General features: G+C 72.1%; 21 protein-coding genes and 2 pseudogenes. 12 read left to right on the forward strand and 11 right to left on the reverse strand.

What is annotated here, in order from left to right; genetic code table 11:
* Nucleotides 1-29: 29 nt before the first annotated feature.
* Nucleotides 30-239 carry a DUF397 domain-containing protein gene (locus AB0A94_RS00090; RefSeq protein WP_361736423.1) on the reverse strand — a complete coding sequence of 70 codons (210 nt, stop codon included), beginning with the start codon at nt 237-239 and terminating at the stop codon, nt 30-32.
* Nucleotides 236-1,069, reverse strand: coding sequence for a helix-turn-helix transcriptional regulator (locus AB0A94_RS00095; RefSeq protein ID WP_361736425.1), 834 nt, complete (start codon nt 1,067-1,069; stop codon nt 236-238). Before AB0A94_RS00095 ends, AB0A94_RS00090 begins: the two co-directional genes overlap by 4 nt.
* Before the next feature lie 163 nt (nt 1,070-1,232).
* Between AB0A94_RS00095 and AB0A94_RS00100 the strand changes: the two genes are divergently transcribed.
* Nucleotides 1,233-1,661, forward strand: a complete 429-nt coding sequence (locus AB0A94_RS00100) for an ATP-binding protein (protein ID WP_361736428.1) — start codon at nt 1,233-1,235, stop codon at nt 1,659-1,661.
* A 2-nt stretch (nt 1,662-1,663) separates the two neighbouring features.
* Here the strand turns inward: AB0A94_RS00100 and AB0A94_RS00105 are convergent.
* Nucleotides 1,664-1,783, reverse strand: a pseudogene (locus tag AB0A94_RS00105) (SMI1/KNR4 family protein); the annotation flags it as partial.
* A 519-nt stretch (nt 1,784-2,302) separates the two neighbouring features.
* On the opposite strand from AB0A94_RS00105, the gene AB0A94_RS00110 reads away from it, so the two are divergent.
* The 3 genes from AB0A94_RS00110 (at nt 2,303) to AB0A94_RS00120 (ending at nt 4,930) form a co-directional block, all read left to right on the forward strand.
* Complete coding sequence (locus AB0A94_RS00110) at nt 2,303-3,214, forward strand: helix-turn-helix domain-containing protein (protein ID WP_361736431.1); 912 nt, start codon at nt 2,303-2,305, stop codon at nt 3,212-3,214.
* A gap of 68 nt (nt 3,215-3,282) precedes the next feature.
* Nucleotides 3,283-4,167, forward strand: a complete 885-nt coding sequence (locus AB0A94_RS00115; RefSeq protein ID WP_361736434.1) for a DNA-processing protein DprA — start codon at nt 3,283-3,285, stop codon at nt 4,165-4,167.
* Between the two features lie 172 nt (nt 4,168-4,339).
* Nucleotides 4,340-4,930, forward strand: a complete 591-nt coding sequence (locus AB0A94_RS00120) for a hypothetical protein (protein WP_361736436.1) — start codon at nt 4,340-4,342, stop codon at nt 4,928-4,930.
* 348 nt (nt 4,931-5,278) lie between these two features.
* Here AB0A94_RS00120 and AB0A94_RS00125 read toward each other — a convergent pair whose 3' ends face one another.
* From AB0A94_RS00125 to AB0A94_RS00135, 3 genes are all read right to left on the reverse strand, one after another.
* Entirely contained in the window at nt 5,279-5,944 is a 666-nt protein-coding gene (locus tag AB0A94_RS00125) for a DUF4232 domain-containing protein (RefSeq protein WP_361736439.1), read from the reverse strand.
* Between the two features lie 280 nt (nt 5,945-6,224).
* Nucleotides 6,225-7,079: an NAD(P)H-binding protein gene (locus tag AB0A94_RS00130; protein ID WP_361736442.1), complete on the reverse strand. Its 855-nt coding sequence runs from the start codon at nt 7,077-7,079 to the stop codon at nt 6,225-6,227.
* A complete protein-coding gene (locus AB0A94_RS00135; protein ID WP_361736444.1) occupies nt 7,076-7,507 on the reverse strand; it encodes a nuclear transport factor 2 family protein in 432 nt (143 codons plus the stop codon). The genes AB0A94_RS00130 and AB0A94_RS00135 overlap by 4 nt, the downstream gene beginning before the upstream one ends.
* A 96-nt stretch (nt 7,508-7,603) precedes the next feature.
* On the opposite strand from AB0A94_RS00135, the gene AB0A94_RS00140 reads away from it, so the two are divergent.
* On the forward strand, nt 7,604-8,212 hold the full coding sequence (locus AB0A94_RS00140) for a TetR/AcrR family transcriptional regulator (RefSeq protein WP_361736447.1): 609 nt from the start codon (nt 7,604-7,606) through the stop codon (nt 8,210-8,212).
* Between the two features lie 244 nt (nt 8,213-8,456).
* On the opposite strand, the gene AB0A94_RS00145 is transcribed toward AB0A94_RS00140, so the two are convergent.
* Nucleotides 8,457-9,416: a D-2-hydroxyacid dehydrogenase family protein gene (locus tag AB0A94_RS00145; protein ID WP_361736450.1), complete on the reverse strand. Its 960-nt coding sequence runs from the start codon at nt 9,414-9,416 to the stop codon at nt 8,457-8,459.
* Between the two features lie 135 nt (nt 9,417-9,551).
* Here AB0A94_RS00145 and AB0A94_RS00150 point away from each other — a divergent pair, with 135 nt between their 5' ends.
* Nucleotides 9,552-9,695, forward strand: coding sequence for a hypothetical protein (locus AB0A94_RS00150; protein WP_361736453.1), 144 nt, complete (start codon nt 9,552-9,554; stop codon nt 9,693-9,695).
* Between the two features lie 51 nt (nt 9,696-9,746).
* Here the strand turns inward: AB0A94_RS00150 and AB0A94_RS00155 are convergent, their stop codons facing one another.
* Nucleotides 9,747-10,958, reverse strand: a complete 1,212-nt coding sequence (locus AB0A94_RS00155; protein ID WP_361736456.1) for a hypothetical protein — start codon at nt 10,956-10,958, stop codon at nt 9,747-9,749.
* 817 nt (nt 10,959-11,775) lie between these two features.
* On the opposite strand from AB0A94_RS00155, the gene AB0A94_RS00160 reads away from it, so the two are divergent.
* Nucleotides 11,776-12,090, forward strand: coding sequence for a hypothetical protein (locus AB0A94_RS00160; protein ID WP_361736459.1), 315 nt, complete (start codon nt 11,776-11,778; stop codon nt 12,088-12,090).
* A 113-nt stretch (nt 12,091-12,203) separates the two neighbouring features.
* Nucleotides 12,204-13,196 (forward strand): porphobilinogen synthase, encoded by a 993-nt coding sequence (gene hemB / locus AB0A94_RS00165; protein ID WP_361736462.1) that lies wholly within the window; start codon nt 12,204-12,206, stop codon nt 13,194-13,196.
* 163 nt (nt 13,197-13,359) lie between these two features.
* Here hemB and AB0A94_RS00170 read toward each other — a convergent pair.
* Nucleotides 13,360-13,488: pseudogene (locus tag AB0A94_RS00170) on the reverse strand (NADP-dependent oxidoreductase); the annotation flags it as partial.
* Nucleotides 13,489-13,493: 5 nt separating this feature from the next.
* On the opposite strand from AB0A94_RS00170, the gene AB0A94_RS00175 reads away from it, so the two are divergent.
* A complete protein-coding gene (locus tag AB0A94_RS00175; protein WP_361736464.1) occupies nt 13,494-14,027 on the forward strand; it encodes a hypothetical protein in 534 nt (177 codons plus the stop codon).
* A gap of 49 nt (nt 14,028-14,076) precedes the next feature.
* On the opposite strand, the gene AB0A94_RS00180 is transcribed toward AB0A94_RS00175, so the two are convergent.
* Entirely contained in the window at nt 14,077-14,790 is a 714-nt protein-coding gene (locus AB0A94_RS00180) for a DUF4232 domain-containing protein (RefSeq protein WP_361736466.1), read from the reverse strand.
* A 209-nt stretch (nt 14,791-14,999) separates the two neighbouring features.
* Between AB0A94_RS00180 and AB0A94_RS00185 the strand changes: the two genes are divergently transcribed.
* The 3 genes from AB0A94_RS00185 to AB0A94_RS00195 all read left to right on the forward strand — a co-directional run bounded on the left by AB0A94_RS00185 (nt 15,000) and on the right by AB0A94_RS00195 (nt 18,836).
* Nucleotides 15,000-16,499, forward strand: coding sequence for a helix-turn-helix domain-containing protein (locus tag AB0A94_RS00185; protein WP_361737504.1), 1,500 nt, complete (start codon nt 15,000-15,002; stop codon nt 16,497-16,499).
* A 127-nt stretch (nt 16,500-16,626) separates the two neighbouring features.
* On the forward strand, nt 16,627-17,529 hold the full coding sequence (locus AB0A94_RS00190) for an SAM-dependent methyltransferase (protein WP_361736469.1): 903 nt from the start codon (nt 16,627-16,629) through the stop codon (nt 17,527-17,529).
* A gap of 101 nt (nt 17,530-17,630) precedes the next feature.
* The gene (locus AB0A94_RS00195; RefSeq protein WP_361736472.1) at nt 17,631-18,836 is read left to right on the forward strand and encodes a PLP-dependent aminotransferase family protein; all 1,206 of its coding nucleotides are present in this window, start codon (nt 17,631-17,633) and stop codon (nt 18,834-18,836) included.
* Nucleotides 18,837-18,843: 7 nt separating this feature from the next.
* On the opposite strand, the gene AB0A94_RS00200 is transcribed toward AB0A94_RS00195, so the two are convergent.
* A complete protein-coding gene (locus tag AB0A94_RS00200) occupies nt 18,844-19,677 on the reverse strand; it encodes a hypothetical protein (RefSeq protein ID WP_361736475.1) in 834 nt (277 codons plus the stop codon).
* Between the last annotated feature and the right edge of the window lie 49 nt (nt 19,678-19,726).

Here is a 19,726-nt window from a genome sequence, read left to right on the forward strand (position 1 = left end):
GTACGTACGCTGTGCCCGCCCCGTTCGCGTCAGTTGCCTGAGGCGTACGGGAGGAAGGTCGCCCAGGTGGTGGGGGTGAGGGTGAGGCGGGGGCCGTCCGGGATCTTGGAGTCGCGCACGTGGACGGTTGCCGAGGCAGTGGCGGCGACCTCGACGCAGGACGGACCGTCGTCCGAGCTGTGGCTGCTCTTTATCCACTCCAGTTTGCTGTCGGCTCCGTCAGAGGGCTTGAGGGTCATGACTCTCCCAGCACTTTCTCGATGAAGGCCAGCGACTCTCGTGGTGTGAGAGCCTGCGCCCGGATGATCCCATAGCGCATGTCGAGGACCGTGGTCTCTTTCGGGTCGGTGATCACACGGTTGGTGAGCTGGATTTCGCTCAGACCGACGGCCGCTCCGTCCTTGAGCTTGAGCAGTCGGAAGGGGCCACCGAGGCCTGAGTTCTCCTCCCGGCTTAGAGGCAGGACCTGTAGGTCGACGTTCCGCAACTGGGCTACTTCCGACAGTCGTTCGAGCTGGTTACGCATCACCATCTTGCCCCCGATCAGGCGGAGCAGCGTCGCTTCACACAGCACGAAGCTGAAGAGAGGGCGTGCTGTCGGAGCGCAGAAGATCTCCTGGCGGTCCAGCCGAGCGGCTACCCGCTGCTCCAACTCATCTTCCGCGAACTGCGGTCGCCGAGAGCTGAACACTGCTCGTGCATATGCCTCGGTCTGCAACAGACCATCGATGACGCAGTTGTTGTAGGAGCAGATCTCGACGGCTTCCGCTTCCAGGCGCTTCACGTCCCGCACCTTCTTCGGATACCGGACCTCCGCCACGTCCTTCTTCATCGCGGCGATCTTCCCGCCCGCACCCAGTACCTCGTCCGCCGCGTCCAAGTACTCCGGCCGGGGAATCCGTCGTCCCCGCTCCACGCAGGAGACCAGCTCCTCCCCGTACTTGATCGCCGCCCCGAACTCCGCCTGGGTGAGGCCGGCCGCCTCCCGCCACAGCTTCAACTGCCGTGTGACCGTACGCATCACGGCCCCGGCCTCTTCGTCGTCCAGCCCCGCTTCCCACCCGCTCATGCTCGCCGCCCTCCCGTCGCGCGCCCTTCCCCGGACCAACTCCGGTCGCCCGCGTCCGGTCGTCCCGGGCAGCCCGGACGGAACCGGACACCTCACGGGCAGCTACTGGTCGCACGGGCCATCTCTCTTCACACAGTACGCACGCGTGAACACGCTGGGTGATGTGAATCAGGAAATCACCGCATCGCGGACCCCGCTCCACCAGTTCACCGTGCCGCTCTCCGCCACCCGCCGGGGCGCCCGCCTGGCCCGTCTGCTCGCCACCGAGCGACTGCGCTCCTGGGAACTGCCACTCGACCCGGCCCGGCTGATCGTCGCCGAACTCGCCGCGAACGCCGCCGTGCACGGCCATGTACCCGGCCGGGGTTTCCGGCTCGTCCTCACCGTCACCGCGCACGGGGTGCTGCGTGTCGAGGTGGCCGATCCCAGGGGCGAGAGCGTGCCCGTGACCGGCGACGTTCCACCGGAGCCCGCAGAGTCGGGCTACGGGCTGCTGCTGGTCGAGGAGCTGGCCGACCGCTGGGGTGTGCTGCCGGGGCCGTTCCCGTGCAAGACCGTGTGGGCCGAGCTGGAGCTCGGCCGTTTCCGGTGAGCTCAGCGGCAGAGCGCGTCGATGTCCTCGGCGAAGGTCGGGAACTCGGCGCGGGCCTCGTTGAGGATGTCGCGGGCCGGGCGGCGGGGGGTGGTGGCGTGGCGTTCGGCGAGTGCGGTGAGGGTCGTGTCGGCGAGGGCGGGGGGGGGGGAAGGGTGCGGTCGTCAGCGGTGGTCACCTGGGCGCCGTAACCACTGTCGCTGACAGCAGGTCCGGAGGGGATGCCTCGGGTGGTGGAGCACCGGAGTCGGGTGCGGCGGGACCCGGTGGTGCGTGGGCCGGGGCTGCGGGCGGTAAAAGACCTAAGAACCCAGGGAAAAAACCAACCAACCCAACCAAACCTCGCGTAGGTCACTCGGGCGGGTGAAACGCGTCGAACTGGCTGGCGCGATGGTGGTTCGGGCGGGCAGTCTCGGCGCAGGAGCGGCCGGAGCAACTCGGCGCTCCCCCAAGCCCGTACATGCGTCGGCCCCCGCCGGGACTAGCACTCCCAAGGCGAGGGCCTGACCAACGAGGAAGAAGAGAGCTTCCCCATGGCTGAGGAAAAGCCTAGTCCTGCCCCGCTTCCGATTCAGGGTGTTCGACGATCCGCCACACTCTCCGGTGTCACACACGTACGCACGTACCAGTCCGGTCAGTACGTGGTCGTGGGCAACCACCTCGCCCAGCACCGTGAGTTGTCGCTGACCGCGATCGGGCTGGCTACCCACATCCTGTCGGTGCCCGAGGGCACGCCGGTCGACATCCGCAGTCTTGCCGAGCGCTTCCCCGAGGGGCGGGACCGGATCGCGTTCGCGTTGCGGGAGTTGGAGGCGCACGGCTACCTGGAGCGGGTGCGCGAGCACACGGAGGCGGGCCGTCTGGTGACGCGTACGTACGCCCACCACACGCCGTTGTCCGCGCGGGCGGCCGTGTCGTCCGTTCCTGCTCGGACGGCCGGGCGTGCGGGGGCGGGTCGGGCCCACGCTCGGGACTCGGTCGAGGGTGCGGGCGGCCGGGAGGCTCCCGAGGAGGGCGATCAAGTCTCCGATGAGCCGGTTGCCCCGGCTGCTCAGGCTGCTCCGGTTGTCCCGGACGCGCCGGTGGAGGCCCTTGAGGTGTCCGTATCCGCCTCCGCTCCCGTGGGCCCGCCGCGCGAGCCCGTTCGCGCTGGTCGGCGGTACGAGGAGGCGGTCGCCCTCCTCGCCGGTCTGCGCCGTACCGACGAGCGCCTCACCCTGTCCCTGCGGGACGTGAACAGATTGGCCCCGAGTGTTGTCGACTGGCTCGAACGAGGCGCCGCCCCCGCCGCCGTCCACCGCACCCTGACCGCCGACCTGCCCGTCCCCATGAAGCACCCGGCGGGCGTGATCGCCTACCGCCTCCGCGAGCTGCTGCCCCCGCCGCTTCCCGCGACCTCGGCGCCTCCACCGGTCACGGTCGGCGCCCACCGCCCGCCCCCCTTCCAGGACTGCGACGGCTGCGAGCGGGTCTTCCGCGCCCCGGAACCCGGCCGCTGCCGCGACTGCCGGCTCGGCTGCACGACACCGGGCGAGGCCGCATGCGCGGCCTGAGCCTGTGCCCACCCGAACCGCCCGGCCGAGCAGCCCGGCGCTTCGGACGCCGTGCCTACACTTGCCGCATGGACCGGGAACTGGAGCGAGCCGCCCTCGTCGCACTGCTGCGGCGCGACGATCGCCCCTGGTCAGAGATCACCGACCAGATCGAGGCCGTCGGCAGTGCCCACGAGATTCTGGAGAACGCGCTCGACGGCTCCGGGCAGGGCGCGCTCTTCGACACCGGGCCCTCAGTCGACCTGGACGGTGTCGCCGCCGAGATCGCCGCCTGGGAGCGTGAAGGGCTGCGGCTGGTGACGGTCCTTGACGAGGGCTATCCGTTGCTTCTGCGGTTGGTTCACCAGCGTCCCCCGTTCCTTTTCCTGCGCGGGACCCCCGTCGAGGACGACCTGAGGGTCGCTGTCGTGGGCACCCGCACTCCGACCCCGGAAGGCCTCGCTCATGCCCGCGCCATCGCGGGCGGACTCGCAGAGCGTGGTGTCACGGTGGTCAGCGGCTTGGCCGCCGGCATCGACACCGCGGCCCACGGCACCGCCCTCGCCGTCGGCGGCCGTACCGTCGCCGTGGTCGGGACCGGGCTCCGCCGTGCCTACCCGGCCCAGAACATGAGGCTTCAGGAGGAGATCGCCGAGCGCGGTCTGCTGATCTCGCAGTTCTGGCCGGACGCCCCGCCTTCGAAGACGTCCTTTCCGATGCGCAACGCGGTGATGAGTGGCTACAGCCTGGCCACCGTCGTGATCGAGGCGGCCTATCGCAGTGGTGCACGGATGCAGGCCCGCCTCGCGCTGGAGCACGGCCGTCCGGTTTTCCTGATGCGCTCTCTCCTGACTCACGAGTGGGCCAGGGAGTACGCGTCCAGGCCGAACACCACCGTCATCGACCGGCCTGAGGACGTCTTCAGCCGACTCGACTCCCTCGTCCCCTCCACGGGCGAACTGACCTGGGCGTAGCCGGTCGACCGGAATGGCAACCGTCGTCGGGCTGTCCGCCCGCTACACCAACTTCCTCGTCCACCCGTTACCGCCCGGCCCGGGGGTGTGTCAGGTCTGCCGAGGTCCGGCGAAGAGCGGGTATCCCACGTGCTGGTCCTGCCATGAGGCCGGGAGACTGCTGGGGACAGGTGTGGCCGATGCGGTCGTACCGGTCAGCTTGGCCCTCAAGGGGGAGCAGTACGCCAATGAGCTCTGGCGCTACAAGAACACCGCAGGTCCCCAGCAGCAGTACTTCCGTACGGGACTGGCGGCTGTCCTGTGGCGCTTCCTCGCCCTGCACGAGAAGTGCCTCACCGATCACTGCGCGATTGCCGCCTTCGACACCGTGACCACGGTCCCCAGCACGAGTGGGCGGGCGGATCATCCCCTGCGGTCCATGGTCGCCGAAACGGTGGGCATCACCCGCGACCGCCACCGCGACCTGCTCACGCCGACACCGGGAGCGGCTGAACTGGGTCGGTCCTTGTCCGCGGCACGTTATACCTCCTTGGCGCTCTGGGGTGAGAACGTTCTGCTCATCGACGACACCTGGACCACCGGCAGCCCTGCCCAGTCCGCGGCCGCGGCCCTCAAAGCCGCCGGAGCCGACAGCGTGGCCGTCGTCGTGCTCGGGCGCCACCTCAACATCGACTATGGGAACACGGCCGGCCACGTGGAGAACGCGCGGATGCGGCGCTTCTCGTGGGAGGCCTGCCCGACGCGCCCTTGGCGACACGGCTGAACACGACTCGGGCCGGGCGGGCACGGGGGGAACCGGTGCCGGTCAAGACCCTATGGGCGGAGCTGGGAGCTCCGCCGGTGAGCACGGTGTCGGCAGTGCGGTTCAGCGGCAGAGTGCGTCGATGTCCTCGGCGAAGGTGGGGAATGCGACACGGGCCTCGGTGATGACGGCGCGGGCCGGTCGGTGTGGAGTGGCGTCCGGTGAGTTCGGTGAGGGGCGTGTTCGGGCGGGCCTCGCGCTCGTCCTGCAGCACCGGCTTCAGCGGACCGATGTCGTCGGTCGGCCCTCACCGGCAGTCGGGCAGCTTCCCGGCCCTCGCACCGCACTCGCCCTCCGGGCCCGTGCGGGTCAGCCGCCCTGGCCGGCGCTGCCGATCGGGCCGACCTGCACCGGGGTGCCGGAGCCGTCCGTGACGGGCAGGGAGGCGGCGCCCGGCCAGTCGAGGGTGACCGACTTCGTCTCGTCCGGCGGGGTCACCACCAGCCCCGTGATGCGGACGCCTGAGCCGCCCGAGTCGTTGACCGGGTAGCTGACGGCGAAGGCCACCGACTCGCCGTCCTCGAGGGTGACCGAGGGGGCCTGTTCGCCGGTGCGCTCCGCGGACAGCGATCCCGCGTCGGTCTTCAGGTCGACACCCGCGTAACCCGAGATCGCGCAGTCCCGGCCGCCGCCGTTGGTGAACTCCACCGCGACCATGCCCTCCGGGTCGCCCTCGACGGTGTGGTCCGTCGCCGTGACCTCCAGCTCGTCGGTGCGGCACTTGCCGGTCGTGCCTCCCTCGTCGGAGCCGGTTCCGGCGATCGTGCCCTTCCCCTCGTCCGTGTTCTTCCCGGTGGAGTCCTTCGAGGCGCCCTGGGCCGAGCCGCCCGAGCCGGAGCCGCCGTTCGAGGAGGACGGGGTGGACGCGGCGGACGAGTTGCTCTGGTCCGTGGCGGCGTCGTCGTTCTGGCAGGCGGTGAGCGAGAGACCCGCGACGACGGCCAGGGCTGCGACGGTGAGCTTGTTGACGCGCATGGTGTCTTCCTCGGTGTCGGTCGATGTGCCGGCCCGTCGGTCCGGGCGAGCGTTTCCGAACGCCAAGAGGCACCGGTTCGGTTCGCCGTTCAGCCCGACCGTCCGCTCGTACACCGCTGTTACAGAAGGGGGCGGGTGCAGCGCACACCACCACCGGACGCGTCCCCGGCCGGGACGGATCCGTGACCCGGCGGGACTTGACCGCGGCCGGTGACGTGTCCTTCCCGACCTCCTCGCCGGTGCCCGGGGCAGTCCCTTCCCGGCGACACGGCTGAGGTCCCTAGGGGATGAGCGCGGTCTCCCGTTCGGCGACCGTGCGGAAATCGTGGGCTCGACGGCCGGTGAGGTGGTGGACGGTGTTCGTGGTGCGGGACTCGGTGCCGGTGGCTATGGCGTGGTCCATGTCGGCGAGGAGAGCGGCGAACTCCGAAGGGATGCCCGCCTGTTCGGTGAGACGGTGGCGGACCTCGGTGACGGTCAGGCGGTGGTGGGTGACGGGGCGGCCGGTGACCTCGGTGAGGATCGTGGCGATGTCGTCGTGGGTGAGGGCCTCGGGGCCGGTCAGGACGAGGTCGCGGTTCGGGGCGTCGTCGTCGGTCAGGGCGCGTACCGCGACGGCGGCGATGTCGTCGGCGTCGACGTAGGCGACGCGGCCGTCACCCGTGGCGGTGGCGAAGGCACCGGTCTCGCGGATCGTGGTGGCATGGAGGTGGGCGCCGGTGAAGTTCTGCATGAACCAGGAGGGGCGCAGCACCGCCCACTCGTCGAAGAGGGACGGGAGGGCCTGGTGCACCCTGCCCACCGCCGGGCCGCCCTCGGGAACGGCCGAGGAGCTGAGGAGCACCGCTCGGCGCACGCCCAGGGTCCGGGCGCGTTCGAGGAAGGGGAGCATGACCGCCGCCGGGTCCGGGTCCCCGACCGGTGGGACGAGGTAGACACGGTCGGCGCCGGTGAGGGCGGCGTCATGGGTGGCGGGGTCGTACCAGTCGAAGCGGACCGGTTCCGCACCGGGGAGCGGGGTGCCCCGGCGGGAGGCGGCGCGGACGCGGTGGCCGGCGGTGAGGAGCCGGGCGGCGGTGCGGCTTCCGGTGGTGCCGGTGGCGCCGACGACGAGGACGGTGCCGGTGGGGGTCATCGGGTGCTCCCGGTGAAGTCGACGCCGGGCTCGCGCACGGCGAGCGGGTTCCAGTAGTCGCGGTAGCCGGTGATCAGGCCGTCCCGGAAGGTGACGACGGCGATGTACGTCATGTCGTAGGCCGCGCCGGTGGCGACCACACGGCCCTCCGCGCGCATCTCGACCACGATGGTGTCGGGGTCGTCGGTCCGGTGGACGCGCAGGTCGGGGATGTCGTGCAGGTCGATGTGGTCGGGGTAGTCGCGCATGTACGCGGCGACCGCCTCCCTGCCCTCCAGGCGCCGGGGCCAGCCTTCGGGGGCGAAGGGGAACTCCAGGACACCGTCGTCGTCCCACAGGGCGGTCCAGGCGGGGATGTCCTTGTCCAGCAGCAGGCGCAGGCTGTGGCGGAAGAGCGCCTCGGGGGAGGCGGGGGTGTGCTCGGGCATGGGGGTGTCTCCGTCCCGTAGAATACGGACCGTCGGTCCGCTTTACGGGAAGCGACGATACGGACCGCTGGTCCGCTTTGCAAGCGCGGGAGGTCGATGATGGAGACGGAACCGGTGGACGGTGCGCCCGCACGCAGGCCGCGCAAGGACGCGGCGCGCAACCGGGCGGCCCTGCTCGCCGCGGCGGACGACCTGTTCGCGCGCTGCGACAGCCCCGAGGACATCACGATGTCCGACGTCGCGGCGGCGGCCGGCGTCGGCAAGGGCACGCTGTTCCGCGCGTTCGGCGACCGTACGGCGCTGATCGCCGAGCTTTACGCGGCGCGGCTGGAGCCCCTCGAGGCGGCGGTGTCGCACGGGCCGCCGCCTCTGGGCCCCGGCACGCCGCCGGCGGGACGCGTGCCCGCGCTGCTCGACGCGTTGCTGTGCTTCAAGCTGGACCACCGCCATCTCATGCTGGCGCTGGAGGGAGCGGGGTCCGGCAGCCCTTACCGGGCAGAGCACTACGGGCGGTGGCACGAGCTGCTGCGCTCCGCGCTGGCCGGGGTCCCGGGCCTCGCCGACCCCGGCTTCACCGCACACGCCCTGCTGGCCGCCGTACGCGCCGACCTGGTCGAACACCTCGCGGGCGACTGCGGTACGGACCGTGACGAACTGCGGTCACGGCTGCAGGAGTTCGTGCGCCGGGTGCTGGCCGGGCCGTGATCGGTGCGGGGCGACGTCAGGTCGGCTCGCGCAGGGCCTGGCGGCGGTGTGGCACGGCTCGGATGTCGGCCTCCTCGACGTGGACGGCGCGGTCGCGGAGCAACGCGCGGCAGGTGACGGGTGCGGAGGCGCGGGTAGGCAGGAAAAGGCCTTCGGGCGCACCCGTCGGGGTGCCGAAGGCCGGCAGGTGCGTTCCAGCGGCCTCGTGGCCCCCCGCGGTGTTCCGCCGCCAGGCGGCCGGGGTTCAGCCGAGGCGGCGGAGCGGGGTGCCGGCGAGGTAGGCCTCGATGTCCTCGACCGCCTGGCCGTAGTACGTGCGGTAGTTGAGCTCGGAGACGTAACCGAGGTGGGGGGTGGCCAGGAGGCGGGGCGCGGTGCGCATCGGGTGGTCGGCGGGCAGGGGTTCCGTGTCGAAGACGTCGACCGCCGCGCCCGCGATCCGGGACCCGTGGAGGGCGTCGAGCAGGGCGTCCTGGTCGACGAGCGCCGAGCGGGAGGTGTTGACCAGGTAGGCGGTCGGCTTCATCAGGGCCAGTTCGGGGGCGCCCAGGATGCCCCGGGTGGTGTCGCCCAGGACGAGGTGGAGGGAGACGAAGTCGCTGGTGCGGAGCAACTCCTCCTTCGAGGGAGCCAGTTCGACGCCCACCTCGTCCGTGCGCTCCTCGGTGAGGTGGGGGCTCCAGGCCGTGACCTCCATGCCGAAGGCGAGTCCCACCCGCGCCACCCGGCTGCCGATCTTGCCCAGCCCGAGCAGGCCGAGGCGGCGTCCGTGCAGGTCCGCGCCGACCGTCGACTGCCAAGGGCCGTCCGCACGCAGGGCGTTGTGCTCCGTGACGATGCCGCGGGCGAGTCCGAGGAGCAGGGCCCAGGTCAGCTCCACCGGCGGGGTGGGGGAGCTCTGGGTGCCGCAGACCGTGACGCCGTTGCGTTCGGCGGCCGCGTAGTCGATCACCGAGTTGCGCATGCCGGACGCGACGATCAGCTTCAGCCGGGGGAGCCGGTCGAGCAGGGAGGCGCGGAACGGGACGCGTTCGCGCAGCGTCACCGCGATGTCGAAGTCCGCGAGTGCCGCGGCCAGTTCGTCCTCGGTGGCGAAGTGCTCGGTGAAGGCGGTGACCTCCACCCGGTCCTGGACGGGGCTCCAGTCGGCGATCGTGGTGGCGATGTCCTGGAAGTCGTCGAGCACGGCGCAGCGAAGCCGCATGTCGGTCCTTTCCCGTGAGGCCGGTGCCCCGCCACGGCTCGGGCGGACGCCCCTGGATTGTCCGGCATGAGGTACGGCCGTGGTCGGGGGGCCGGCCCACCGGCACCCGCCACCGAACGCGAGGTCGGGATCACCGTGTCCGTCGTGCCGGGCTCGGTGAAGCCGTCCGACGGCCGGTTCGGGACGGCCCCCTGCTCGATCACCGTCGACGGGAAGGAGGTCGTCGAGGACGCGGGCGGCGTCGAGGGCAAGCACCTGTGCGAGTACACCCTGCGCTGACGGCACACCGGCCGCCGCCCTTCCCCGCAGCCCGAGTCCACGCCGTGGGGCTCAGCCGCCGGTCCTCTTGACGTGCACGGCCCGGGTGCGGGTCACGAAGGGGCGGGAGAGGAGCGTGACGGTGAGGGAGAGCGCGGCGAGCGCGGTGATCGTCGTGGCGGGGGCGAGGTACTGGGCGAGGGCGCCGGCGAGTGCGGCGCCGATGCCCTGCCAGGTCATGCGGCCGGCGGACTCGACGCCCTGGACCTGGCCGCGGACCGGGTCGGGGGTCAGCGCCAGGAGGTGTTCCTGGAGGGGGAGGGTGGCGGCGAAACCGGCACTGGCCAGGAACACGGCGGCCGTCGCCACCGGCAGGGGCGGGTGGAGGGCGAACAGCAGGTAGGGGACGGCGAGCAGCAGGCGCAGGGGGAACGCGCAGCGGTCCCGGCGGGCGGCGGTGAGGAGCCGGCCGACGGTCAGGTCGCCGAGGAGCATGCCCGCGGATCCGGCGGCCAGGAGGACGCCGGCGTGGTCGGGGGCGTAGGAGATGAACAGGGCCTCGCAGCCGACGATCAGGCCGCCTGGAACCCACAGGTTCAGCAGCAGGGCGCGCGGGCCGGAGCGGGAGAGGAGCGCGGCGTTCGTCGCCCAGGTCTCGCGCAGACCGGGGCGGCGGGGCGGGCGGATCGAGCGTTCCCGGACGGTCGCCGCCACCACGACCAGTGCGGCGCCGGTCAGGGCCGTCGCGGCGACGAAGACTTCCTGCGGGGTCAGGTACCGCAGGAGTGCGGCACCGAGCGCGTAGCCGAGGACGGCGGTGCCGCCCGAGGTGATGTTCATCAGCGAGCGCGCCGGCACGTACGCGGCAGCGGGCACCACCTCGGAGAGCAGCCCCATCCGGGTGCCGGTCCCCAGGGACTGGAAGAAGCCCAGCAGCAGGAGGAGGGCGAAGCGGGCGGGCAGGGACAGGCCCGGGACCGCCTGTGCGGCCACGCCCAGCAGGGAGACGCACTGGAGGGCGACGAGGGTGCGGCGCGGGTGGTTCCCGTCCGCGACCGACATCAGCGTCATCGCGCCGAGCACGGTCGCGAAGGTGGCGCCGTACATGCTCACGGCCGTCAGGAACGGGGAGTCGGTCTGACGGTCGACCAATGTGCCGAGGGCGAAGCCCGACAGGGTGCTCGCGGCGACCGTGAGCGTGAAGCTCGCGTACAGGCCGGTGAACTCGCGGTTGCGGAGCAACGCCCGGTAGCCGGTGGTGGGTTCGGAGGTGTCGGAAGGCATGAAAAAAGCCTCCGGACGCTCCCGCCGGGGCGCCGAAGGCCGACGCGGTGATTATAGGCACGCCCCGGCACCGGCACCGGCGGCTCCAGCCGCACCGGCCGCCCCGTCCGCCGCCCCGTCCGCCGGCACGGCGACCCGGGTACCCGCGGCGGCACCGGTGTTGGGCCCTGTGCACCGCGGGTTTGACACTGCACACCAGAGCGAGGATCACCTCGCGCCCGTCCAGTACCCCGCTTCGCCGCGTCGCGCCCTTCGTCGGCCGCACTGTTCCACCCCCGCGGCACGCGAGTGCATCAGCTTCCCCCACGGGGAGTCAGGGGTACGACAGACAGGCGGTCAGAAGCGGTGACCCTCACGGTCATCGGTGCCCCACGAGTTGTCACGGGCCGCACATGAAGCGACGCGGCGTGCCCTCGAACGTCATATGCATACGGGCCGGAATCAGCCTTACCGCTTACCGGTGGCAAGTAGGGATGTTCTTGGGCGAAGTGGGCCGATGGGGGAGTGGAGTTGTCCATTCTCCGTCCTTTTGGCGCGGCGGCATTGACCAAAAAGCTTCAAGGTGGGGGTAATTCGGAAGCTTGCCGCTCTTGAAGGGGCTTTTTCGGCCAGGTTTGTGACGTGATGGCCTGGCCGTGTGGACGGCGCTTGCTCGGTCCTGTCGGGGCGGATGAGGCAAAACGCCTGGTGGCAAGTTGTCTCAGAGGGCGTGCCCGCCCGGGTGACGGTCCTGTGGGAGCGATCCCACGGCCTGCACACTGATCGCGTCCGGCCCATCCGGCCACGTTCACCCCTTTCCGTGAAGGATCCTCCCGCGATGAGCGAACCCGGCAGATCCCTGCCCTTCTGCCGTTCCCGTACGCGACGCCCCGCCACCCCGAACCGGTTCACCGGCCCTGTCCGGTGGGCTGGACGCCTGCTGTGCTGGAATCTCGCCGCCGGCATGGCCGTGGCCGCCGCCGACCTCCTCCTCGCACCGTCCGCCGGCTGGTGGCCCGCCCTCTGGCCGCTGCCCTGGTACCTCACCTGCGCGTCCCTCCTCGCCTGGGCCGCCCTGCGCGCCCGCGAGAAGGCCGCGCACCGGCCGCCGGACGAGGAGGACCTTCCCGGGGAGTGGGACACGGCGGCATGAGGTGAGGACGGCTGCGCGTGACGTGGCCGTGGTCCGGGGGACGTCGGGACCGGAAGCCCGGGCCGACTGTGCGTCGGCAAAGGCACGGGTGGGGCGGGCGTAGCGTAGGTGGTATGACGACGTACGGATCCTTCCCCGGCACGCGGCCGCGGCGTCTGCGGACCACCCCCGCCATGCGGCGCATGGTCGCCGAGACCCGGCTGCACCCCGCCGACTTCATCCTTCCGGCCTTCGTGCGCGAGGGCGTGAGCGAACCGGTGCCGATCGCGGCGATGCCGGGCGTCGTGCAGCACACGCGGGACAGCCTGAAGAAGGCGGCGGCGGAGGCCGTGGCGGCCGGGATCTCCGGGATCATGCTGTTCGGCGTGCCGGAGGAGTCGAAGAAGGACGCCGTGGGGACGCCGGGCACCGACCCGGACGGCATCCTCCAGGTGGCCATCCGGGACGTGCGGGCCGAGGTCGGGGACGACCTGCTCGTCATGTCCGACCTGTGTCTCGACGAGACCACCGACCACGGGCACTGCGGGGTCCTCGACGCGCAGGGGCGCGTCGACAACGACGCCACGCTCGAGCGGTACGCCGAGATGGCCCAGGTGCAGGCCGACGCGGGCGCCCACATTGTCGGGCCGAGCGGGATGATGGACGGGCAGATCGGGGTCGTCCGCGACGCGCTCGACCAGATCGGGCGGGAGGACGTCGCCATCCTCGCCTACACCGCCAAGTACGCCTCCGCCTTCTACGGGCCGTTCCGGGAGGCCGTGGCCTCCTCGCTCCAGGGCGACCGCAAGACGTACCAGCAGGACCCGGCGAACCTCCGCGAGTCGATGCGCGAGCTGGCGCTCGACCTGGAGGAGGGCGCCGACATGGTGATGGTGAAGCCGGCGGGCCCGTACCTGGACATCCTGGCGCGGGTCGCCGATTCGGTGGACGTGCCGGTGGCGGCGTACCAGATCTCCGGTGAGTACTCGATGATCGAGGCCGCCGCCGAGAAGGGCTGGATCGACCGGGAGCGGGCGATCCTGGAGACGCTGACCGGCATCAAGCGGGCCGGTGCGCGGAACATCCTCACCTACTGGGCCGTCGAGGCGGCCCGCGTCCTGCGCTGACCCCGCACGGCCGTGGGGCCGTGGGCCGTGGGGCCGTAGGGCCGTAGCCTTATGGTCCTTCAGCCTTACGGTCCTTCGGCCTTACGGTCCTCTCACGAGGCCAGGAGGGCCTCCGGCGCCTCGTCCGCCGGCGCGAGGGCCTTCTCGCCGGTGTCGGCGGTGGTCATCGGGGCTCACCGAGCCTGACCAGCATCTTGCCCGTGTTGGCGCCGCGCAGCACGCCCAGGAGCGCGTCGGGTGCCCGTTCGATGCCCTCGACGACGGTCGTCCCGGTGCGCAGGGTGCCGGCGGCTCGCCGTGGAGCAGTCGCACCGGACCGCGGAGCAGTTCGCCGAGAACGGACTGGCCCTCGGTGCCCGCCGCCGGGGCGATCTCGACGCCGCCGAGGCGCTGTTGCTGCCCTGGCTCGACTGGAACCGGCGCTTCGGTGTGGACTCGGGTGCCGCGCTGGTCCTCGCGCAGCTCGACTGTGTCACCGAGCAGCGCGGCGACGCGCGGCGTGCGGGGGAACTGCACCGGCACGGGTTCGCCGCGGCGCGTCGCAGCGGGGACCCTCGGGCGGTGGCGCTCGCCCTGGAAGGGCTGGCCGGTGCGCGGGCGGCGACCGGCCGGCCCGAGGAGGCCGCGTCCCTGCTCGGTACCGCGGCCGCCGTCCGGGACGCCATCGGAGCGCCCCTGCCCCCGGCCGAACGCGCCGACGTGGACCGTGCGGCGGAGCGCGCCCGTGAGGCCCTGGGCGGGCCCGGCTTCGCGACCGCGTTCGCACGGGGCCGGACCCTCACCGCCGAGGACCGGATACGGCTGCTCGACGCGGCCGTGTCGCATGAGTGAGGCCGTACCCCGCGCCGGCCGCTCCGGGTCGTGGGCGGGGTGCCGCGTCCTAGTACAGGGCGTTGTCCATGCTGGACTGCCAGTAGGTGACCTTCAGGGAGTCGTCGACGTGGACGCCGCCGGAGGGCAGGCTCACGGTCGCGATCGAGCCGTCGTCGAACGGAACCGTGAGGGTGTTCACCGTGTGCCCCTTCCCGGCGCTGCCGTCGGCGGCCGACAGCAGCACGCCCGCGTAACCGGACTTGCCGGGCTCCAGGTTCGTCACCGACTGCGGCTGGGTCTCCTCGATGACCGGCGGCACGGCCTGGGCCTCGCCGAACCTCGCCTGCGGGTAGGCGGGCAGGTAGCACGTCTTCGAGCCGGTGTTGGTGGCGGTCAGCAGCAGGTGGTTGATCGGGCGGTCCACCTCGGTGGCGGTGATCTTCACGTCGGACGCGGAGCACTTGCCGGGGATGCCCTTGTCCTGCTTGTCGGAGCCGGAGCTGTTCCCGGACCCGCCTGCCGTGCCGTTGTCCTCGCCGGTGCCCGAGGAGCCGGACGAACCGCCCTTGCCGTCCTGGGCGTCCGTACCGTTCGAGCCGTTGTTTCCGGACGTGCCGGCGGAGCCCGTGGTGGACGGCTTCGCCTCGGCGGTGGCCGTGGTGGAGGAGGACGGGCTGTCGGCGCCCGTGTCCGATCCGCCCTCGCAGGCCGTCAGTGCCAGCGCCGCCAGGGCGACGGTGGACGCGGCGAACAGGCGGGTGCGGACGGTGCGTACGGACATGGTGGAGCCCCTTCGGACGTGGCTGGAGTGTGCGGGCCGCTCAACTGGACTTCAGGAACGGCTGCTTGGATGACCACAGCGTGTGGCACGTTCCGTCCCGGTCGCCAGCGACGCCGGGGCATGCGGGACAATGGAATGACGAAAACGACTCTGAGCTGGGGAAACGGTGTCCCGCTGGGACGCGGTACGGGGATGCGGGAGTGGGAGAGATGGTGGCGGGGGACGATTTCGCGGGGCTGCTGAAGGAGCTGAAGGAGCGTTCCGGCCTCAGTTACGGGACGCTGGGCAAGCGGTTGCACATGAGTGCGTCGACACTCCACCGCTACGTCAGCGGTGAGGTCGTACCGGTGGAGTTCGCCCCGGTGGAGCGGATGGCCCGGTTGTGCCGGGCGACCCCCGAGGAACTGCTGGAGCTCCACCGTCGCTGGATCCGCGCGGACGCCATGCGGGGCGTGAAGGAGGACGGCGGCGCGAAGGGGGAGGCCAAGTCCTCGGGGAGGAAGGCCGAGTCCTCGGAGGAGAAGACCGAGTCCTCCGAGAGGAAGGTCGAATCCGCTGCGGGAGGAGCCGAGTCCGTCGAGGGGGAGGCCGAGTCCGCTGCGGGGAAGGCCGAGTCCGCTGCGGGAGGAGCCGAGTCCCCCGAAGGGGAAGCCGATTCCGCCGAGGGACGGGCCGGGCCCGTCCGCACCGGGAGCGCGCCCTCCGCCGGTGCGCCCCCGGGCGACGAGGAGGGGGCCGTCACCGTGGTCGGTGACGCGGCCCGTGGTGGCGCACCGGTGGGGGGCCGCAGGTTCTCCCGGCGGACCGCGCTGTACGCCGGTACGGCCGTCGCCCTCGTCACCGCCGTGGCGCTCGGAGCGACGCTGCTCCCGGACGGGGAGACCGGCAGCGGCGGCTCCCCCGACGCCGCCGGAGCCACCGTCTCCCCCTCGGAGTCCCCCACGCCGTCGCGGACCGCGCGGTCGGCCTCCCCGAGCGGAAGCGCGTCGGCCACGCCGTCCGTCTCCGCCTCCGCCTCCGCGTCCGGGAAGGGCGAGCCGACGGCGAGCCCTCCGGCCTCCCGGGGCGGGAACGCCGGCGGTTCCACCGGCCGGGACACCGGGGGAGAGGAGGGCGTTCCGGTCACGGTCCAGACCACGCCGTACTACTGGAAATACCCCTGCGAGCACAGTTTCCTCGTCGACCGGAGCCCGCAGAACATGCCGCCCCCGCCCTCCCAGCAGAGCGCGGTCGGCTGGGCCACCCCGCTCGGTGCCGTCTCCGCCGACCGGCAGATGGTCGCGCTCACCGTGCAGGGCACGAGCGAGGAGACCGTCGTCCTGCGGGGGCTGCACCTGCGCGTGGCGAGCAGTGGGGCGCCGCTCGACTGGAACAAGTACGCGGCGGGCGTCGGCTGCGGTGGCGAGGTGAGCACCAAGTCGTTCGGCGCGTCGCTCGATCTGGGCGACGCCCTGGTCACCCCGATCAACGGACAGCGGAACTTCCCCTACAGCGTGACCGAGTCCGACCCCGAGGTCTTCTACGTCGACGCGCACACCGCCGGGCACGACGTCCGCTGGTACCTGGAGCTCGAATGGTCCAGCGGATCGCGGCGGGGCACGATCCGCGTCGACGACCACGGCAAGCCGTTCCGCACCAGCGCCTCGAAGACCGGGTACTACGGGTACATGCTGGGCAGCAAGACCTGGGATTACTTCGACGGCACCTGATCCGGTGGACGCGCATCCGGGCGGCGGTCCAACCGCCGCCCGGCGTAAGGTGATTGCGTTCGGCACCGCTCCCGGCAGGGACGCGTGCGCACTGTCGTGTCCAGCACGAACCGTGAGGGAGAAGCCCGTGTCCGGTGACGCGCTCAGTCAGGATCCCGCCGAGTTCCAACGGCGGATCGACAGCAGCAAGGCGCACCCGGCCCGGGTCTACGACGTGTTCCTCGGGGGCAAGGACCACTACCCCGCGGACCTGTCGGCGGCGGCCGCGGGGCTGACGGCGAATCCGCGCGGGTACCTCGACGTGCGGCACAACCGGGACTTCCTGCGGCGCGCGGTGAACACGCTGGTGACGGACGACGGCATCCGCCAGTTCCTCGACATCGGCACCGGCCTGCCCACCGCGGAGAACGTGCACCAGATCGCCCAGCGCGTCGCCCCCGAGTCGCGCGTCGTGTACGTCGACAACGACCCGGTGGTGCTGGCGCACGCGCGCGCCCTGCTCACCAGCGGGCCCGAGGGGCGTACGGACTACATCGACGCGGACCTGAAGGACCCGGCCGCCATTCTCGAACGGGCGGCGAAGACACTGGACTTCGACCGGCCGATCGCGCTGTGCCTGGTCGCCGTCCTGCACTTCGTCGAGGACGAGGAGGCGTACCCGATCGTGCGCGAACTCGTCGGCGCCCTGCCCTCCGGCAGCCGCGTGGTGCTCAGCCACCTCACCGAGGACCTCAACCCCGAGAACATACGGGCGGTGCAACGGACGTACACCGAACGGGGGTTCACGTTCGTGCTGCGCACGCGGGCGGAGGTGGAGCGGTTCCTCACCGAGAACTCCCTGGACGTCGTGGACCCGGGCGTGGTCCCCGTGCACCACTGGCGCCCCGACCACGCCGCGCCCGTCCCCGAGCGGCCGGAGACCTCCTACCTGGAGGGTCTCGACCCCATCGAGCGGGTCCGCTACGCGGACATCAACGACGTGACGGACGCCGACATCAACGTCTACGGGGCGATCGGCGCCACACGCTGAGGCCGGCCGGACCGTCCGGATCGCGGAAAGCCGCGTGTAGGGGCCACGCGGTTTTCTAGGCTGCGGGCACGCGCCGTCACCGCAGCCGAAGGAGCCGTGCCATGACCGTCACCGAGCCCGCCCTCGCCCCCACGCCCCCGCTCGCCGCACGGGCCCGCACGGTCGGCGGCTCGCCCGTACGGGACATCCTGGCCGTCACCGCCCGCCCCGAGGTGATCAACTTCGCGGGCGGGCTCCCGGCGCCCGAGCTGTTCGACACTGACGGCATCGCGGCGGCGTACCGGGCGGTGCTCGACGGGACACCCGCGCGGGCCCTGCAGTACTCCACGACGGAGGGCGAGCCCGCGCTGCGCGCGGCGCTCGCCGCCCGCACGGCCGCCCGCTCCCTGCCCACCACCCCCGACGACCTGCTCGTCACCACCGGATCCCAGCAGGCCCTCTCCCTCCTCGCCACCGTGCTGCTCGAACCCGGCGACACGGTCCTGGTCGAAAGCCCCTGCTACCTGGCGGCACTCCAGGCCTTCTCCCTGGCCGGGGCACGCGTGGTGGCCGTCCCCGGCGACGAGCACGGCCTCGACCCGGACGCGCTGGACGAACTGGTGGCACGCGAACGCCCCAAGCTCCTCTACACCGTGCCCACCTTCCAGAACCCGACCGGCCGCACCCTGCCCGCCGCCCGCCGCGCCGCCGTCGCCGGGATCGCCGCCCGGCGCGGACTGTGGATCGTCGAGGACGACCCGTACGGCGAACTGCGCTACGAGGGCGAACGGGTGCCGTGGATCGCCGCCCACCCCGGCGCCGGGGACCGCACCGTGCTGCTCGGCAGCTTCTCCAAGGTCATGGCCCCCGGCCTGCGCCTGGGCTGGCTGCGCGCCCCCGCCGGCCTGCGCCGCGCCTGCGCCGTCGCCAAGCAGGCCGCCGACCTGCACACCCCCACCGTCAACCAGCTCGCCGCGGCCCGCTACCTCGCCGACAACGACCTCGACGCCCACGTCCGCCGCGTCGCGGCCGTCTACGCCGAACGCCGCGACGCCATGCTCGCGGGCCTGCCCGCCGCACTCCCCGACGGCTCCACCTGGACCCGTCCCGAGGGCGGCATGTTCCTCTGGGTCCGCCTGCCGGAGCCGTACGACACCACGGCCCTGCTCCCCGAGGTGGTCCGGCACGACGTGGCGTACGTCCCCGGCGCACCCTTCCACGCCGCCGACCCGGACCGGTCCACGATGCGGCTCTGCTTCGTCACGCAGACACCGGAGGAGATCGCGGAGGGGCTGCGCAGGCTGGCCCGGGGACTCGAGGTGGCCTAGCGCCCGCTCAGTCCCACCAGTGGTTCTGTTCGCCGACGACTTCCGGGCGGGCGGGGAAACCGTTGCCGGTGCCGTGGGAGATGTTCGTCGCCAGCGCCACGGGAGCGGTGTCGCGCAGGCCCAGGGACGGCGGGGCACCGATGTACTCGTTCTCGACGTCGTACCGCAGCTGAGCCCAGTGGGCCTCGATCGCGTCGTGCAGCGTCGTCAGGTCCAGGAGTTCCGGGCCGTCCGCGACACCGGAGCGCAGCGCCCCGTCGAGGGCGAGGGTGTAGGAGTCGCCGGCCGGGATCCTGCCGTCGCCGAAGCCGAAGTACATGGTCGGGCCCTTCCCCATCAGGGACAGCGTGCCCGTGGTGCGGGAAGCGTCCTCGCCCGGGTGGTCGTCGAGCCAGCCCCACGCCGTGCCGTGGCCCTCGCAGTCGAGGGAGAGGACCCTGCGGGCCGCCCGGCTGTCCCGGACGATGCCGATCGCGGTGAGGAGCGGAGAGGGCCTCTCTCCCCGGTCGCCGGCGCCACGGGGGAAGACGACGTCGTCGTGACGCCGGCCGGTGCCGGTGTAGTGGAGGAACAGGACGTCCGACGCCTCCCCGGCCGCGCGGCGGACGGCGTCGACGATCTCGTCGGGATGCTTCCACGAGGTGAGCAGGGTGAGGTGCTCGGGGAGGAACGGCGGGCCGATCTCGGGCCGGGTCAGTGCCTCCGCCAGCTTCTCGGCGTCCGCCGTGGCCTGTACCTCGGGCGGGCGGACGTCGTCGTGGTCGCAGGCGACCACCACGGCACGGGACCGTTCGAGGTCGGGCAGGAGCGCGGGACGTCGGCGCGGGGCGTTGGTTGCCATGGCACCCATGGTGGGCCCGCCCGCCCCGGAAAAGCAGCGGCCCGTCCTC

Origin of the sequence: Streptomyces sp. NPDC044984, assembly GCF_040646935.1 — a bacterium.
GTDB lineage: Bacteria > Actinomycetota > Actinomycetes > Streptomycetales > Streptomycetaceae > Streptomyces.

Bases quoted from the DNA above. Each gene is read 5' to 3' on its own strand.
- AB0A94_RS00125 (WP_361736439.1), bottom strand. From the start codon at position 5,944: ATGCGCGTCAACAAGCTCACCGTCGCAGCCCTGGCCGTCGTCGCGGGT.
- AB0A94_RS00145 (WP_361736450.1), bottom strand. From the start codon at position 9,416: ATGCGGCTTCGCTGCGCCGTGCTCGACGACTTCCAGGACATCGCCACC.
- AB0A94_RS00160 (WP_361736459.1), top strand. From the start codon at position 11,776: ATGAGCGAACCCGGCAGATCCCTGCCCTTCTGCCGTTCCCGTACGCGA.
- AB0A94_RS00155 (WP_361736456.1), bottom strand. From the start codon at position 10,958: ATGCCTTCCGACACCTCCGAACCCACCACCGGCTACCGGGCGTTGCTC.
- AB0A94_RS00200 (WP_361736475.1), bottom strand. From the start codon at position 19,677: ATGGCAACCAACGCCCCGCGCCGACGTCCCGCGCTCCTGCCCGACCTC.
- AB0A94_RS00130 (WP_361736442.1), bottom strand. From the start codon at position 7,079: ATGACCCCCACCGGCACCGTCCTCGTCGTCGGCGCCACCGGCACCACC.
- AB0A94_RS00090 (WP_361736423.1), bottom strand. From the start codon at position 239: ATGACCCTCAAGCCCTCTGACGGAGCCGACAGCAAACTGGAGTGGATA.
- AB0A94_RS00195 (WP_361736472.1), top strand. From the start codon at position 17,631: ATGACCGTCACCGAGCCCGCCCTCGCCCCCACGCCCCCGCTCGCCGCA.
- hemB (WP_361736462.1), top strand. From the start codon at position 12,204: ATGACGACGTACGGATCCTTCCCCGGCACGCGGCCGCGGCGTCTGCGG.
- AB0A94_RS00185 (WP_361737504.1), top strand. From the start codon at position 15,000: ATGGTGGCGGGGGACGATTTCGCGGGGCTGCTGAAGGAGCTGAAGGAG.
- AB0A94_RS00135 (WP_361736444.1), bottom strand. From the start codon at position 7,507: ATGCCCGAGCACACCCCCGCCTCCCCCGAGGCGCTCTTCCGCCACAGC.
- AB0A94_RS00180 (WP_361736466.1), bottom strand. From the start codon at position 14,790: ATGTCCGTACGCACCGTCCGCACCCGCCTGTTCGCCGCGTCCACCGTC.
- AB0A94_RS00140 (WP_361736447.1), top strand. From the start codon at position 7,604: ATGATGGAGACGGAACCGGTGGACGGTGCGCCCGCACGCAGGCCGCGC.
- AB0A94_RS00115 (WP_361736434.1), top strand. From the start codon at position 3,283: ATGGACCGGGAACTGGAGCGAGCCGCCCTCGTCGCACTGCTGCGGCGC.
- AB0A94_RS00095 (WP_361736425.1), bottom strand. From the start codon at position 1,069: ATGAGCGGGTGGGAAGCGGGGCTGGACGACGAAGAGGCCGGGGCCGTG.